This is a genomic window from Bacillus sp. FSL K6-0923 (assembly GCF_038630825.1).
In the GTDB taxonomy this organism is placed as follows: domain Bacteria; phylum Bacillota; class Bacilli; order Bacillales; family Bacillaceae; genus Bacillus; species Bacillus pumilus.
Genome location: NZ_CP152044.1, coordinates 1 through 17154, shown reverse-complemented (window position 1 = coordinate 17154; position 17154 = coordinate 1). Strand labels below are relative to the sequence as shown.

General features: G+C 43.8%; 9 protein-coding genes, 2 tRNA genes and 3 rRNA genes. 1 reads left to right on the top strand and 13 read right to left on the bottom strand.

Annotated features, from left to right (window positions below):
• Positions 1–68: 68 nt before the first annotated feature.
• Positions 69–1535, bottom strand: a complete 1467-nt coding sequence (guaB, locus tag MHI16_RS00070) for an IMP dehydrogenase (RefSeq protein ID WP_003218109.1) — start codon at positions 1533–1535, stop codon at positions 69–71.
• Between the two features lie 121 nt (positions 1536–1656).
• Between guaB and MHI16_RS00065 the strand changes: the two genes are divergently transcribed.
• Positions 1657–2616, top strand: a complete 960-nt coding sequence (locus MHI16_RS00065; RefSeq protein WP_061406456.1) for a YaaC family protein — start codon at positions 1657–1659, stop codon at positions 2614–2616.
• A gap of 20 nt (positions 2617–2636) precedes the next feature.
• Here the strand turns inward: MHI16_RS00065 and rrf are convergent.
• The 12 genes from rrf to dnaA all read right to left on the bottom strand — a co-directional run bounded on the left by rrf (position 2637) and on the right by dnaA (position 17154).
• Positions 2637–2752 (bottom strand): 5S ribosomal RNA (rrf, locus tag MHI16_RS00060).
• 61 nt (positions 2753–2813) lie between these two features.
• Positions 2814–5744: ribosomal RNA gene (locus MHI16_RS00055) — 23S ribosomal RNA — on the bottom strand.
• A 98-nt stretch (positions 5745–5842) separates the two neighbouring features.
• A tRNA-Ala gene (locus MHI16_RS00050) sits at positions 5843–5918 on the bottom strand.
• Positions 5919–5932: 14 nt separating this feature from the next.
• Positions 5933–6009, bottom strand: a tRNA-Ile gene (locus MHI16_RS00045).
• Positions 6010–6104: 95 nt separating this feature from the next.
• Positions 6105–7653 (bottom strand): 16S ribosomal RNA (locus MHI16_RS00040).
• The 16S, 23S and 5S rRNA genes sit together here with 2 tRNA genes alongside, the layout of an rRNA operon.
• Before the next feature lie 365 nt (positions 7654–8018).
• A complete protein-coding gene (gyrA, locus tag MHI16_RS00035) occupies positions 8019–10520 on the bottom strand; it encodes a DNA gyrase subunit A (protein WP_058013176.1) in 2502 nt (833 codons plus the stop codon).
• A gap of 228 nt (positions 10521–10748) precedes the next feature.
• A complete protein-coding gene (gene gyrB / locus MHI16_RS00030; protein WP_058013868.1) occupies positions 10749–12665 on the bottom strand; it encodes a DNA topoisomerase (ATP-hydrolyzing) subunit B in 1917 nt (638 codons plus the stop codon).
• A 57-nt stretch (positions 12666–12722) separates the two neighbouring features.
• Entirely contained in the window at positions 12723–12968 is a 246-nt protein-coding gene (locus MHI16_RS00025) for an extracellular matrix/biofilm biosynthesis regulator RemA family protein (RefSeq protein WP_041815080.1), read from the bottom strand.
• 17 nt (positions 12969–12985) lie between these two features.
• Positions 12986–14098 carry a DNA replication/repair protein RecF gene (recF, locus tag MHI16_RS00020; RefSeq protein WP_058013177.1) on the bottom strand — a complete coding sequence of 371 codons (1113 nt, stop codon included), beginning with the start codon at positions 14096–14098 and terminating at the stop codon, positions 12986–12988.
• A 16-nt stretch (positions 14099–14114) separates the two neighbouring features.
• Complete coding sequence (yaaA, locus tag MHI16_RS00015; RefSeq protein ID WP_041815077.1) at positions 14115–14330, bottom strand: S4 domain-containing protein YaaA; 216 nt, start codon at positions 14328–14330, stop codon at positions 14115–14117.
• A 150-nt stretch (positions 14331–14480) separates the two neighbouring features.
• Positions 14481–15617: a DNA polymerase III subunit beta gene (dnaN, locus tag MHI16_RS00010; protein ID WP_041815072.1), complete on the bottom strand. Its 1137-nt coding sequence runs from the start codon at positions 15615–15617 to the stop codon at positions 14481–14483.
• A gap of 196 nt (positions 15618–15813) precedes the next feature.
• Complete coding sequence (dnaA, locus tag MHI16_RS00005) at positions 15814–17154, bottom strand: chromosomal replication initiator protein DnaA (protein WP_058013178.1); 1341 nt, start codon at positions 17152–17154, stop codon at positions 15814–15816.

Below are 17154 nucleotides of genomic sequence, written 5' to 3'. Positions count from 1 at the left end.
ACAATAAAGACAAAAAAAATAGACAGAGTCATAGACCCTGTCAAATGTAATTTGATTGTCACAATTTATCAAGAAATTGTGTAGTTTGGTGATTCTTTTGTAATTTGTACATCATGTGGATGACTCTCACGAAGCCCTGCACCAGTCATTCGAATGAACTGTGCATCTTCTCTAAGAGAGCGTAAGTCCTGTGTTCCACAATAGCCCATACCAGAGCGGATACCGCCAACGAGTTGATACACTGTATCAACAACTGGTCCTTTGTATGGTGTACGGCCTTCAATACCTTCTGGAACGAATTTTTTATTATCTTCTTGGAAGTAACGATCTTTACTTCCTTTTTCCATTGCAGCGACTGAGCCCATACCGCGATATACTTTGAAGCGTCTACCTTGGAAAATTTCTGTGTCTCCTGGGCTTTCAGATGTACCAGCTAGAAGGCTTCCAAGCATTACAGCATGTCCACCAGATGCTAGAGCTTTTACGATATCACCTGAATATTTAATTCCACCATCTGCAATAATAGCTTTACCGTGTTTTCTTGCTTCTGTTGCACAATCATAGATCGCTGTGATTTGTGGTACACCAACGCCTGCAACAACACGTGTTGTACAAATAGATCCTGGTCCGATACCGACTTTCACAATATCTGCTCCTGCTTCAAACAATGCTTTAGTTGCTTCGGCTGTTGCAACATTACCAGCAATGATATTAAGAGAAGGATATGTTTCACGGATTTTCGATACAGTGTTTAGAACACCTTGTGAATGACCATGTGCCGTATCAATGACAACGACATCCACATTGGCTTCGACTAATTTTCTTACACGAGTCATTGTATCGCCAGTGACACCAACAGCGGCACCAACAATTAAACGGCCATGTGCATCTTTAGAGGAGTTAGGGAATTCGATCACTTTTTCAATATCTTTGATGGTGATGAGACCTTTTAACGTTCCTTCGTCATCTAAAAGAGGTAATTTTTCAATTTTATATTGCTGTAGAATTTTTTCAGCTTCTTCTAGCGTCGTACCTACAGAAGCTGTCACAAGTTCCTCTTTTGTCATCACATCGCTAATCTTCATTGAATAATCCGAAATAAATCGAAGGTCACGGTTCGTAATAATACCGACAAGCTTTTGATCTTCTATGTTATTTACGATTGGTACACCTGAAATACGGTACTTACCCATTAGGTGCTCTGCATCAAATACTTGATGCTCAGGTGTTAAGAAGAATGGATTTGTAATAACGCCGCGCTCTGAACGTTTTACTTTATCCACTTGCTCTGCTTGTTGCTCAATAGACATGTTCTTATGAATGATACCAAGACCACCTTGACGTGCCATTGCAATCGCCATTTGTGATTCAGTCACCGTGTCCATTCCTGCACTGATAATTGGAATGTTTAGTTTTAATGTGCTTGTTAACTCAACTGATAAATCGACATCTCGCGGAAGTACTTCAGACTTAGCTGGAACAAGCAAAACATCGTCAAACGTCAAACCTTCTTTTGAAAATTTACTTTCCCACATTAGTAAATCCCCCTCTTTTCGGCAAAATATTATATGTAGATTATCAACTAGCAAACAGCATGTCAAGGAAGCAACAAACAGTTGCAATTTTTAGAAAATATAAAGAGAGTTGAGGAAGAAGATGAAAAGTTCAGGATGGAAGGATTTAAAACGTTTTTACTCACTCGAAACTTCCCAAAAGTTTCTATATCAACAATATGAGAAACAGAGCATTCAAGATGCAAACCAGCAAGCCTATAAAAACTGTGAACGGTTTATTTATTTTTTAAAGCATGGTCATACGTTCTATGAACAGGCAGCTATCGCTCCACTCGAACTGAAGCCCATTTTATTGTTTTATGGAATGGCTCAGTTGCTAAAGGCATGTTTACTGACAGTTGACCCTCACTATCCTTCTCAAACCTCTGTTTTAGCCCATGGTGTAACATCGAGAAAGAGAAAGAAGCAGCATTACCGTTTTAGTGAAGATGAGGTGAAAATTCAGCGAAATGGACTATGCATGCATGTGTTAAAGCATCTATTTCATTTAAATGGACTTGAAGATGAGCGATTTACGATGATTCATCTCCTTTCAAAGATACCGGAAATGAGTCATATTCTAGAGTTTCAAAAACAGCCCTCTACATTAGTTAAGGTGGAAAAGGCCAATGGGATGATGATTCAAGATCATATTCCATTGCTTTATAACATGTCTGCTGAACGCTTTATTGAATATTTTGAGTTTCATACAAGTTGGAAACTCAGACAGAGAGAAGCGAAAAAGCTGACATTTGATGTATCACTAGAAGAAAATCCAGCGCTCGCCACTCATCTTCATTATGATTTAGAAATGGATCAATGGTATATTCCGTCAACGCGTGATTCCTTTTTAGGGATTCCTGAGGTCATCAGCCATTACTTATTAATGTATAACCTTAGTATGATTGCCCGCTACGAAACTGAATGGTGGTACGAGCTACTCTCTCAATACATTAGTGATGATTACGTCATGATTGAGCGCTACATGGAGATTGCCGAAGAGAAGTTCCCAGCTTATATCATGATGCTATTAGAAGAAAAAACAAAAAAGACCAGTTCCTAATGGAACTGATCCTTAGACAAGCTTGGCGGCGTCCTACTCTCACAGGGGGAGACCCCCAACTACCATCGGCGCTGAAGAGCTTAACTTCCGTGTTCGGTATGGGAACGGGTGTGACCTCTTCGCTATCGCCACCAAACCTGATGGAGAGAATGTTCTCTCAAAACTAGATAACAATGTTCAAACTTCACAATAGAATATAGGTTAAGTCCTCGATCTATTAGTATCTGTCAGCTCCACGTGTCACCACGCTTCCACCTCAGACCTATCAACCTGATCATCTTTCAGGGATCTTACTTCCTTGCGGAATGGGAAATCTCATCTTGAGGGGGGCTTCATGCTTAGATGCTTTCAGCACTTATCCCGTCCGCACATAGCTACCCAGCGATGCCCTTGGCAGAACAACTGGTACACCAGCGGTGCGTCCATCCCGGTCCTCTCGTACTAAGGACAGCTCCTCTCAAATTTCCTGCGCCCGCGACGGATAGGGACCGAACTGTCTCACGACGTTCTGAACCCAGCTCGCGTACCGCTTTAATGGGCGAACAGCCCAACCCTTGGGACCGACTACAGCCCCAGGATGCGATGAGCCGACATCGAGGTGCCAAACCTCCCCGTCGATGTGGACTCTTGGGGGAGATAAGCCTGTTATCCCCGGGGTAGCTTTTATCCGTTGAGCGATGGCCCTTCCATGCGGAACCACCGGATCACTAAGCCCGACTTTCGTCCCTGCTCGACTTGTAGGTCTCGCAGTCAAGCTCCCTTGTGCCTTTACACTCTGCGAATGATTTCCAACCATTCTGAGGGAACCTTTGGGCGCCTCCGTTACATTTTAGGAGGCGACCGCCCCAGTCAAACTGCCCACCTGACACTGTCTCCCTGCCCGATAAGGGCAGCGGGTTAGAAGGTCAATACAGCCAGGGTAGTATCCCACCGATGCCTCCACCGAAGCTAGCGCTCCGGTTTCCAAGGCTCCTACCTATCCTGTACAAGCTGTACCAACATTCAATATCAGGCTGCAGTAAAGCTCCACGGGGTCTTTCCGTCCTGTCGCGGGTAACCTGCATCTTCACAGGTACTATAATTTCACCGAGTCTCTCGTTGAGACAGTGCCCAGATCGTTGCGCCTTTCGTGCGGGTCGGAACTTACCCGACAAGGAATTTCGCTACCTTAGGACCGTTATAGTTACGGCCGCCGTTTACTGGGGCTTCAATTCGCACCTTCGCTTACGCTAAGCGCTCCTCTTAACCTTCCAGCACCGGGCAGGCGTCAGCCCCTATACTTCGCCTTACGGCTTCGCAGAGACCTGTGTTTTTGCTAAACAGTCGCCTGGGCCTATTCACTGCGGCTTCTCGGGGCTTTAACACCCTAAGAAGCACCCCTTCTCCCGAAGTTACGGGGTCATTTTGCCGAGTTCCTTAACGAGAGTTCTCTCGATCACCTTAGGATTCTCTCCTCGCCTACCTGTGTCGGTTTGCGGTACGGGCACCTCTCACCTCGCTAGAGGCTTTTCTTGGCAGTGTGGAATCAGGAACTTCGCTACTAAATTTCGCTCGCCATCACAGCTCAGCCTTCACGGGAAACGGATTTGCCTATTTCCCAGCCTAACTGCTTGGACGCGGATATCCAATACCGCGCTTACCCTATCCTCCTGCGTCCCCCCATTGCTCAAATGGTGAGGAGGTGGTACAGGAATATCAACCTGTTGTCCATCGCCTACGCCTTTCGGCCTCGGCTTAGGTCCCGACTAACCCTGAGCGGACGAGCCTTCCTCAGGAAACCTTAGGCATTCGGTGGACGGGATTCTCACCCGTCTTTCGCTACTCATACCGGCATTCTCACTTCTAAGCGCTCCACCAGTCCTTCCGGTCTGACTTCACAGCACTTAGAACGCTCTCCTACCACTGTTCGTAAGAACAGTCCGCAGCTTCGGTGATACGTTTAGCCCCGGTACATTTTCGGCGCAGAGTCACTCGACCAGTGAGCTATTACGCACTCTTTAAATGGTGGCTGCTTCTAAGCCAACATCCTGGTTGTCTAAGCAACTCCACATCCTTTTCCACTTAACGTATACTTTGGGACCTTAGCTGGCGGTCTGGGCTGTTTCCCTTTCGACTACGGATCTTATCACTCGCAGTCTGACTCCCAAGGATAAGTCATCGGCATTCGGAGTTTGACTGAATTCGGTAACCCGGTAGGGGCCCCTAGTCCAATCAGTGCTCTACCTCCGAGACTCTTACCTTGAGGCTAGCCCTAAAGCTATTTCGGAGAGAACCAGCTATCTCCAGGTTCGATTGGCATTTCACCCCTACCCACACCTCATCCCCGCACTTTTCAACGTGCGTGGGTTCGGGCCTCCATTCAGTGTTACCTGAACTTCACCCTGGACATGGGTAGATCACCTGGTTTCGGGTCTACGACCACGTACTCATGCGCCCTATTCAGACTCGCTTTCGCTGCGGCTCCGCATCTTCTGCTTAACCTTGCACGGGATCGTAACTCGCCGGTTCATTCTACAAAAGGCACGCCATCACCCTTTAACGGGCTCTGACTACTTGTAGGCACACGGTTTCAGGATCTATTTCACTCCCCTTCCGGGGTGCTTTTCACCTTTCCCTCACGGTACTGGTTCACTATCGGTCACTAGGGAGTATTTAGCCTTGGGAGATGGTCCTCCCGGATTCCGACGGAATTTCACGTGTTCCGCCGTACTCAGGATCCACTCTGGAGAGAACAACATTTCAGTTACAGGGCTGTTACCTTCTTTGGCGGGCCTTTCCAGACCTCTTCGCTTATATCGTTCCTTTGTAACTCCGTATAGAGTGTCCTACAACCCCAAGAGGCAAGCCTCTTGGTTTGGGCTGTTCCCGTTTCGCTCGCCGCTACTCAGGGAATCGCATTTGCTTTCTCTTCCTCCGGGTACTTAGATGTTTCAGTTCCCCGGGTATGCCTTCTCATACTCTATGTATTCAAGTATGGATACTACTCCATTACGAGCAGTGGGTTTCCCCATTCGGAAATCTCCGGATCAAAGCTTGCTTACAGCTCCCCGAAGCATATCGGTGTTCGTCCCGTCCTTCATCGGCTCCTAGTGCCAAGGCATCCACCGTGCGCCCTTTCTAACTTAACCATTTCTTACTTTAGAAAGAATCACTATGTGTGATGAACTTTGCATTGCATTCAATGTGAATGTATTACTTATTGTTATCTAGTTTTCAAAGAACACGTTGGTGGAGCCTAGCGGGATCGAACCGCTGACCTCCTGCGTGCAAGGCAGGCGCTCTCCCAGCTGAGCTAAGGCCCCGATTTAATAGAAGATGGTGGGCCTGAGTGGACTCGAACCACCGACCTCACGCTTATCAGGCGTGCGCTCTAACCAGCTGAGCTACAGGCCCATCTTTCATATCGAAGATATGATGTTGTAGGATCTTTTGCAAGTTCCTTCAAAACTAAACAAGACGAAAACGCACACTGCTCCATATATCCTTAGAAAGGAGGTGATCCAGCCGCACCTTCCGATACGGCTACCTTGTTACGACTTCACCCCAATCATCTGCCCCACCTTCGGCGGCTGGCTCCATAAAGGTTACCTCACCGACTTCGGGTGTTGCAAACTCTCGTGGTGTGACGGGCGGTGTGTACAAGGCCCGGGAACGTATTCACCGCGGCATGCTGATCCGCGATTACTAGCGATTCCAGCTTCACGCAGTCGAGTTGCAGACTGCGATCCGAACTGAGAACAGATTTATGGGATTGGCTAAACCTTGCGGTCTCGCAGCCCTTTGTTCTGTCCATTGTAGCACGTGTGTAGCCCAGGTCATAAGGGGCATGATGATTTGACGTCATCCCCACCTTCCTCCGGTTTGTCACCGGCAGTCACCTTAGAGTGCCCAACTAAATGCTGGCAACTAAGATCAAGGGTTGCGCTCGTTGCGGGACTTAACCCAACATCTCACGACACGAGCTGACGACAACCATGCACCACCTGTCACTCTGTCCCCGAAGGGAAAGCCCTATCTCTAGGGTTGTCAGAGGATGTCAAGACCTGGTAAGGTTCTTCGCGTTGCTTCGAATTAAACCACATGCTCCACCGCTTGTGCGGGCCCCCGTCAATTCCTTTGAGTTTCAGTCTTGCGACCGTACTCCCCAGGCGGAGTGCTTAATGCGTTAGCTGCAGCACTAAGGGGCGGAAACCCCCTAACACTTAGCACTCATCGTTTACGGCGTGGACTACCAGGGTATCTAATCCTGTTCGCTCCCCACGCTTTCGCTCCTCAGCGTCAGTTACAGACCAGAGAGTCGCCTTCGCCACTGGTGTTCCTCCACATCTCTACGCATTTCACCGCTACACGTGGAATTCCACTCTCCTCTTCTGCACTCAAGTTTCCCAGTTTCCAATGACCCTCCCCGGTTGAGCCGGGGGCTTTCACATCAGACTTAAGAAACCGCCTGCGAGCCCTTTACGCCCAATAATTCCGGACAACGCTTGCCACCTACGTATTACCGCGGCTGCTGGCACGTAGTTAGCCGTGGCTTTCTGGTTAGGTACCGTCAAGGTGCGAGCAGTTACTCTCGCACTTGTTCTTCCCTAACAACAGAGCTTTACGATCCGAAAACCTTCATCACTCACGCGGCGTTGCTCCGTCAGACTTTCGTCCATTGCGGAAGATTCCCTACTGCTGCCTCCCGTAGGAGTCTGGGCCGTGTCTCAGTCCCAGTGTGGCCGATCACCCTCTCAGGTCGGCTACGCATCGTCGCCTTGGTGAGCCATTACCCCACCAACTAGCTAATGCGCCGCGGGTCCATCTGTAAGTGACAGCCGAAACCGTCTTTCATCCTTGAACCATGCGGTTCAAGGAACTATCCGGTATTAGCTCCGGTTTCCCGGAGTTATCCCAGTCTTACAGGCAGGTTACCCACGTGTTACTCACCCGTCCGCCGCTAACATCCGGGAGCAAGCTCCCTTCTGTTCGCTCGACTTGCATGTATTAGGCACGCCGCCAGCGTTCGTCCTGAGCCAGGATCAAACTCTCCGAAAAAGTACAAAACCGAAGTTTTGTTTTTCGTCAGCGTTTGACTGACTACCTATGATATTACATAGGATTTTTTTATAAAAACTCGAATTAACAGGTACGTTTTGTCTTGTTTAGTTTTCAAAGAACTTGTGTGTCACTCTCTTAAAGCGACCACTTAAATATATCATATATCTCTATCAACAGTCAACATTTTTCTTAAAAAACATTTTGTTTTTCTAAGAAGTTTTTACTGGGGAATGAGATAAAAAATAGAGCCTCTTTTTGCTCTTTTGAAAGATTAACACATATCTATGAAAAAAGCATTATAAATTTCAAAAAAAGTGGTGTTTTTTCAAAAAAATAAAGCCGGTGTAGAACCGGCTTTATTTTTACTCAGATTGCTCTTGATTTGACTCTATATTTTCTACGTTCTCTTCATCATCTTCATCGTCTTCTTGTGATTGTTCAACTAATGCCACTGTTGCGACATGTTCCTCATCACCGAGACGGATTAGGCGAACACCTTGAGTGACTCGACCTGTTGTCGAAATGTCAGAAACGGCCATACGAATGATTACACCGCTTCCTGTAATAATCATCAAGTCTTCTTCGGCTTCAGCATTAGTTGCTTTCACTGTGACAAGTGGGCCGTTATTGTCAGTGATTTTGCACGTTTTAAGACCTTTACCGCCACGACTTTGAACACGGTATTCTTTTTCAGGGGTTAGTTTGCCATATCCTTTTTCAGTTACAATCAATACGTTTGCATCTGGCTCAAGGATTTCCATACCTACGACAATGTCATCTTCGGAAAGTGTGATCCCTTTCACTCCAGCTGCCGTACGTCCCATTTCTCGAACATCAGTCTCGTCAAAACGGATCAGCATTCCCTTTTTCGTTCCAATGATGATTTGTTTTTCTCCATTGGTTAAACGAACAGCCATCAGTTCATCCTCGTCACGAAGGCTAAGTGCAATAAGACCGTTGTTTCGAATGTTAGCGAACTGAGACAATGTCGTCCGTTTTGATACACCGTGTCTTGTTGTAAAGAAGAGATACGAATTTTCATCAAATTCGCTTACAGGAATAATGGCGTTAATCCATTCTCCCTTTTCTACTTCAAGAAGGTTAATGATCGGAATCCCTTTCGCTGTCCGTCCGAATTCAGGAATCTCGTACCCTTTCGCACGATAAACCTTCCCTTTATTAGAGAAGAAAAGAATCGTATCGTGGGTCGATGTTGAAATCAACTGTTCAACGAAATCATCTTCGTTGGTTCCCATTCCTTGGACACCTTTACCGCCTCTTTTTTGACTGCGGTATGTAGACGCTGGGAGACGCTTGATATAACCATTATGCGTCAGCGTAATCACGATGTTCTCGACAGGAATCAAATCTTCGTCTTCAATTGTTTCAATACCCGCTGTCACAATTTCAGTACGACGCGTATCATTGAAGCGTTCTTTAATTTCTGTTAATTCTTCTCTAATGATTTCAAGTACTTTCTCATTGTCTGCTAAAATGGCTTTTAATTCAGCAATCAAATCAACAAGTCCTTTATATTCATCTTCTATCTTTTCTCGTTCTAGACCAGTCAAACGCTGAAGTCGCATATCAAGAATGGCCTGTGCTTGTTTTTCAGACAAGCTATAGTTTTCCATCAAACCATTTCTTGCGATTTCCGCAGTTTGAGAGCCTCTAATTAAAGCAATGACTTCATCTAAGTGATCAAGTGCAATTCTCAGACCTTCTAAAATGTGTGCTCTTGCTTCTGCTTTACGCAGCTCATACGCTGTTCTTCTGCGAATGATCACTTTTTGATGCTCTAGATAATACTCAAGACATTGTTTGAGGGACAAGACTTTCGGCTGTCCATCAACAAGTGCTAATAAGTTGATACCAAATGACGTTTGAAGTGTCGTTTGTTTATAAAGATTGTTTAATAGAACATGGACGTTTGCATCTCTACGCAGTTCAATGACAATACGCATACCATTACGGTCTGATTCATCACGCAAATCTGTAATGCCATCAATCTTTTTATCACGTACAAGATCAGCAATTTTTTCAATTAAACGGGCTTTGTTGACTTGGTAAGGAATCTCATTGATAACAATGCGCTGTTTACCACTAGATGTTTCCTCAATATTCGATTTTGCTCTTAATGTAATAGAGCCGCGCCCTGTTTCATACGCCTTTCGAATACCACTTCGACCAATGATTTGACCTGCTGTTGGGAAATCTGGACCTGGAATGATATCCATAAGCTCCTGTGTGGTCATTTCCGGGTTTTGACTGATAGCCAATACCCCATCAATCACTTCACCTAGTTGGTGCGGTGGAATATTAGTCGCCATGCCTACAGCAATTCCTGTCGCTCCGTTGACCAACAAGTTCGGGAATCTTGCAGGCATCACCATTGGCTCTCTTTCACTGCCGTCATAGTTATCCTGATAATCAATGGTATCCTTAGTGATATCACGGAGGATTTCCATAGAAATCTTCGATAAACGTGCCTCGGTGTAACGCATCGCCGCTGCTCCGTCTCCATCGACTGAACCAAAGTTTCCATGACCATCTACTAACATATAACGATAGTTGAAGTCTTGCGCCATACGAACCATCGCTTCGTATACAGCACTGTCACCATGAGGGTGATACTTACCGATAACTTCCCCGACAATACGTGCAGATTTCTTAAATGGTTTATCACTTGTCATACCTAGGTCATTCATCGCATACAAAATTCTTCGATGCACGGGCTTTAATCCGTCACGCACATCTGGTAATGCACGCGACACAATCACACTCATTGCATAATCTAAAAAAGACGTACGCATTTCCTGACTAATATTCACTTCGCGTACATTTGGTGTATGTTGTTCACTCACTATAAGAACCTCCCTTTACGTATCACATGAAATAAATTATGTGGGAGTAAAATATGTATTTATCTTCACAAGACTATTCTCCATTATATCAATAATCTCGTCTTTATACACATTTATTTACTAGAAAATCAACGAAAACACGGAAAAACAGGACATTGGTTACACGCCCCTATTTCTTGAAAAACAACCTTATTCCAAACAAGAAATAAGGTTGTTCTCAGTAGGGATCTAAATATCGAGGTTTTTCACGTATTGCGCATTTTCTTCGATAAAGTTTCTTCTCGGCTCTACTTTATCTCCCATGAGCATTTCAAATGTCTCATCAGCATCGATTGCATCCTCAAGTGTCACTTGAAGAAGTGTTCTCGCATCCGGATCCATTGTTGTTTCCCAAAGCTGAGAAGCATTCATTTCTCCAAGACCTTTATAACGCTGAAGTCCAGGTTTTGGTGTTTGAGAAAGTGATTTCAACAGCTCATCTAGCTGTTTATCGTTATACACGTACTCAACACGTTTTCCTTGCTGCACTTTATATAAAGGCGGCTGTGCAATATACACATAACCGTTTTCAATGATTTCACGCATGTAGCGATAGAAGAATGTTAAAAGCAGCGTTCGAATGTGCGCTCCATCCACATCGGCATCGGTCATAATCACAACTTTGTGATAGCGAGCTTTCTCTAAATTGAAGTCTTCTCCGATTCCAGTTCCTAACGCTGTAATCATTGAACGAACCTCGTTGTTCGATAGAATTTTATCTAGTCGCGCTTTTTCAACGTTTAGGATCTTCCCTCTTAACGGTAAGATTGCTTGGAAGTGACGATCACGACCTTGCTTAGCAGATCCACCCGCAGAATCTCCCTCTACGATATAGAGTTCAGAGATGGAAGGGTCTTTAGAAGAACAGTCCGCTAGTTTCCCCGGTAAGCTGGAGACTTCCAGTGCACTTTTACGTCTTGTCAGCTCACGTGCCTTTTTGGCAGCCATTCTTGCACGAGCTGCCATCACGCCTTTTTCCACAATTTTCTTTGCAGAATCAGGGTTCTCTAAGAGGAATTTCTCAAGTGCTTCAGAGAAAAGGGAGTCGGTAATGGTTCTTGCTTCTGAGTTCCCAAGCTTTGTCTTCGTTTGTCCTTCGAATTGAGGATCTGGATGTTTGATAGAGATAATGGCTGTTAAGCCTTCTCGCACATCTTCACCGCTCAAATTCGAGTCTCCATCTTTGAATACGCCATTTTTACGAGCATAATCATTGATGACACGCGTCAGACCTGTTTTAAAGCCCGCTTCGTGTGTTCCGCCTTCATACGTGTTGATATTGTTGGCGAAGGAATAGATGTTGCTTGTATAGGAATCGTTATATTGTAATGCCACTTCAACCGTGATTCCGTCTTTTTCACCTTCGATGTAAACAGGTTCTTCATGAACGACTTCTTTTGAGCGATTTAAATGTTCTACATAGCTCTTAATACCGCCTTCGTAGCAGTATTCATTTCGTCGTTCTTTACCTTCGCGTAAGTCTTCAATAATGATGTTTACACCTTTTGTTAAGAAAGCTAACTCACGTACACGGTTAGCAAGTGTGTCGTAATCAAATTCAATGGTTTCAGTAAAAATTTCTGGATCTGGCACAAAATGAGTGGTTGTCCCTGTAACATCTGTTTCACCAATGATCTCTAAATCTCCAGCTGGAACACCGCGTTTGAATTGTTGATAATGAATTTTCCCATCACGATATACGGTCACGTCTAAGGTCGTAGATAACGCATTAACAACAGATGCCCCTACGCCATGCAGACCGCCAGATACTTTATAACCGCTGCCGTCAAATTTACCGCCAGCGTGAAGAACAGTCATAATAACCTCTACAGCAGGACGTCCCATTTTCTCATGAATCCCAACAGGAATTCCGCGGCCATTATCTTTCACTGTAATGCTATTATCCTTTTCAATTTGCACCGTAATATCTGTGCAATACCCAGCTAAAGCCTCATCAATACTGTTGTCGACAATTTCCCATACAAGATGGTGAAGTCCTTTTGCACTGGTTGACCCAATGTACATTCCTGGACGTTTTCTAACAGCTTCTAGTCCTTCAAGCACCTGTATCTGATTTTCATCATAACTATTATGTTGCTGTTCCATTGCCACGTACATTCACCTACACTTTTCTTAAACGATATATTTATATGAATTGAGCTTTTAGACTTCAATTTCAATCACAAATGAAGCACGTTTTTTGAGCGTGCTTGAGGAAAGAGGAGAGTAATAAACAGATTTAGTTGTGACGACGATGGATTTGGGTGTCCCTTGTGATAACGAAATGATTTGTCCTTCTTGTTTTTGAAGAAACTCTTCTACAACAGAAGACGACCTCATTTTGTAATCAACAATTGCGACAATCTCTCGTGTAGAAACAACACAATCATCACCTAAATGAATATACAAGACCCACACCTCATTTATCAGTCAATTACTTTTCCACTGGCTACTCTGAAAATTTCCGCTTCTTTCAAGGTGGCGTGATCGATGCCTTCAACACTTGTTGTGGTGACGAAGGTCTGTACACGTCCCTGAATGGTATGGAGCAAATGAGACTGTCTGTAATCATCAAGTTCAGATAAAACATCATCGAGTAGAAGAATGGGATATTCTCCAATTTCTTCGTGTATCAAGTCGATTTCTGCCAGCTTTAGTGAAAGAGCTGTTGTTCTTTGCTGCCCCTGAGAGCCATATGTCTGAACATCCCGACCATTCACAAAGAAAAGAAGGTCATCTCTGTGAGGTCCCCACAACGTCACTCCTCGGTCTATTTCTCTGTCTCTTAGTTTCTGAAACGATTCTTCATAGCTATTCTTTATTTTCGACAAGTCTGACGCTTCTGATACCTCTATCGCCGTTTGGTATTGGAGCGTGAGTGTTTCTAGCTCTCTAGATATGCCAAAATGCAACGGCTGCGCCCATTTTTCGAGCTGTTTCGTAAAAGTCAGTCGTCTTTTGACAACCTTCGCAGCTGCATCAATCAACTGCTCTGTTAAAACCTCCAGCATCGCTTGATCCGTTTGCCTTCTTGTCTGCAGTTGTTTCAAGTAATGATTCCGCTGAGAGAGAATTTTTTGATAGAGCGATAAATCATGCAAGTAGACAGCAGAAACTTGTCCAATCTCCATATCGAGGAATCTTCTGCGGATTTGCGGGCTGCCCTTTACAAGACTTAAGTCCTCTGGTGCAAACATGATGGTGTTTAGCGCACCAACATAATGACTGAGCTTCTGTTGTTCAATGTGATTGACCTTGCCCTTTTTCCCTTTTTTGGAGATCACGAGCTGCATTGGGAGTGGACCATTTTTTTTAATGACTCTACCTTCTATTTTAGCATAGTCTTGGTCCCATCGGATAAGTTCTTTATCATTTGACGTACGATGCGACTTTGCCATCGACAATACATAGATTGCTTCCATCAAGTTCGTTTTACCTTGGGCATTCTCACCGATCATGACATTCACCTTGTTGTCGAATTGAAGCTCGGTGTGTTCATAGTTTCGGTATGAAGTTAACGCCAGACTTTGAATGTACATGTATTGTCACCCGTTTCTAATTCACAACTTGAAATGTGCCATAACCTTCTATCTCGACAACATCTCCTGGGTATAGTTTGCGTCCCCGTCTATTATCTGGCTCTTGATTAATGAACACCTCATGTTCACTTAAAAACCATTTCGCCATTCCGCCAGATTGGATGACTTCGGCTAATTTCAAAAATTGCCCTAATGTAATCATTTCTTTCTCAATGGTTATAGGATTAGGCATTGTATCGACCTCTTTCAATATCACTAATATCTAATTGTACTAAAAAACAAGACAAGAAGGAAAGGGGGAAAGCGAACTGGGATGAAAGAAAGCATGGTAAACGAGAAGAAAAGCTGCTGTGCACTCACACAGCAGCTATTTTAGATTGAATTAATATGTTCTGACTGGAAGAATCAACTGCAAGATTGAATCATCATTTGGTGTGCGCAACAGGAACGGTCTCATGGCACCAGTGAAACTTACATGAATTTCTGTTCCCTCTAATACTTTTAACGCATCTAGCATATATTTTGGACTAAAGGAGATTTTGAGGTCCTCCCCTTTAATATCATCTGCTTGAACCGTTTCGACTACTTTACCAATTTCAGGTGAATTAGAAGAAATCTCAAGGCTTTGTTCAGGATCAGCTGACAGCTTTACAACATTATTACGTCCCTCTCTTGCCAAAAGTGATGCACGATCAATAGCTTGAAGGAATTCCTTCGTGTTGACCACAACATCTGTTTTACTTTCCTGCGGGATCAGGCGAGCTGTATCTGGATAATTACCATCCAGCAATCTTGAGAAGAACAACACGTTTTGTGCTTTAAAGAGAACTTGCGTTTCTGTAATCACGATGCTCACAAGATCTTGTCCGTCATCAAGGATTCTACTTAGTTCTGTTAAGCTCTTCCCTGGAATGACGACATTGTATGAGCTTTCCTCGTCAATATCCAGCTTCGCTTTTCTTAAAGCAAGACGGTGGCTATCCGTCGCTGTGCATATTAATTCACCTTTTTCCACCTTCCAGTTTACACCTGTCAAGATAGGTCGTGTTTCTGAGGTGGACACTGCAAAAACGGTTTGACGAATTAAGTTTTTAAGTAGATCTGTCGGAATTTGAAATGCATGATGCTCTTCGATTTGCGGAAGATGTGGATATTCCTCAGCATCTAGACCGTTTAAGTTAAATTCCGCTGAACCAGAACGGATGATGGTGAGGTGATTTTGTTCTACTTCAATTTCGACAGTAGCCATTGGCAGTTTCTTCACAATTTCACTAAAGAAGCGGGCCTGAAGCACAATACTCCCTGGACGATCAATCGTGATTACTTCTAAATCTCCATCTCTTTGAGGAATAAAGGATTCAATTGAGATATCAGAGTCGCTTCCTGTGAGAGAAACCCCCTCATCAGATGCAACAATTTTGATCCCTGTCAAAATAGGGATCGTTGTTCTAGAGGATACGGCCTTTAATACATCTTGGACACTTTCGACAAGACGATCTTTTTGAATCGTGAATTTCATAGTGGTCCTCCTAAATTTTCTTAATGACATGTATATATATTTTATTAATAAAAATCGTAGAAGTAATAGTAGGGCTTGTGAATATGTGGATAAGTCGGTAAAAAGAAAGGAAAGACAGCCTATCCACATGTGGACAGACTGTGTATGACTATGTTCTAGTTATTCACATTTTCCCGTACTTATTATATCAGCCAGGTTATTTTAATTGTTCTTTGATTTCTTTCACATGCTGCTGAAGCTGTTCATCCTCAACCATTAATTTCGAAATCTTCTCATGAGCATGAATGACAGTCGTATGATCACGACCTCCAAATTCTTCTCCTATTTTAGGCAGAGAGGAATCGGTCATTTCTCTAGAGAGATACATGGCAATTTGTCTTGGATAAGCAACTGACTTTGTACGTTTCTTCGCTTTGAAATCCTCTAAACGAATATTAAATTGCTGCCCTACAATTCTTTGAATATCTTTAATTGTAATGACCCTTGGCTTCGATGAAGGAATGATGTCCTTTAGCGCCTCAGCTGCTAGATCCGCATTGATGTCTTTATTAATTAAAGAAGAGTAAGCAACGACACGAATCAACGCACCCTCCAGTTCACGAATGTTGCTGTCGATTTGATTGGCAATATAAAGCATGACTTCATTCGGAATGTCTAAGCCCTCTGCTTTTGCCTTTTTTCGTAAAATCGCAATACGCGTTTCTAAATCTGGCGGGGTAATGTCTGTGATTAGGCCCCATTCAAATCGAGAGCGTAATCTGTCTTCAAGTGTCGGAATTTCTTTCGGCGGCCGGTCACTAGAAATGACGATTTGCTTACTTTCTTCGTGAAGTGTGTTGAATGTATGGAAAAACTCTTCTTGTGTTTGTTCTTTTCCTGCTAAAAATTGAATATCATCTATCAAAAGCACATCGACATTCCGATAGCGATTACGGAAATCGACAGCTTTGTTGTCTCGAATTGAGTTGATAAATTCATTTGTAAATTTTTCAGATGATAGATAGACCACTTTGGCTGATGGATTATGGTCGATGACATAATGACCAATCGCATGCATCAAGTGAGTCTTTCCTAAACCAACGCCCCCATAAATAAAGAGCGGATTATATGCTTTTGCTGGTGCTTCCGCAACAGCAAGTGAAGCGGCATGCGCAAATCGGTTGCCTGAACCAATAACAAAAGTATCAAATGTATATTTTGGATTCAGCATATTTTGTGGAATATCGACGGGATCTTCTTTAGATATTTTTTTAATTGGAGACTTTGGCATAGCTTCCACTTCATCTTGATTTTGAGGAATAATAAATTTAATGCTGAGCTCTTCACCTGTCAGTTCGTAGATGGTATCAGCAATTAAGTGGAGATATCTTGATTCGAGCCAGTCTCTAGCAAATTCATTAGGTGCCGTAATTGTGAGCGTATCACCTTGAAGAGAATGGGCTTTTGTCGATTTCATCCATGTCTCAAAACTAGGTTTGCTCAACTTTGTCTCTATTTTTTGAAGTGCTTTATTCCACAGATCCAAAATATTTTCCAT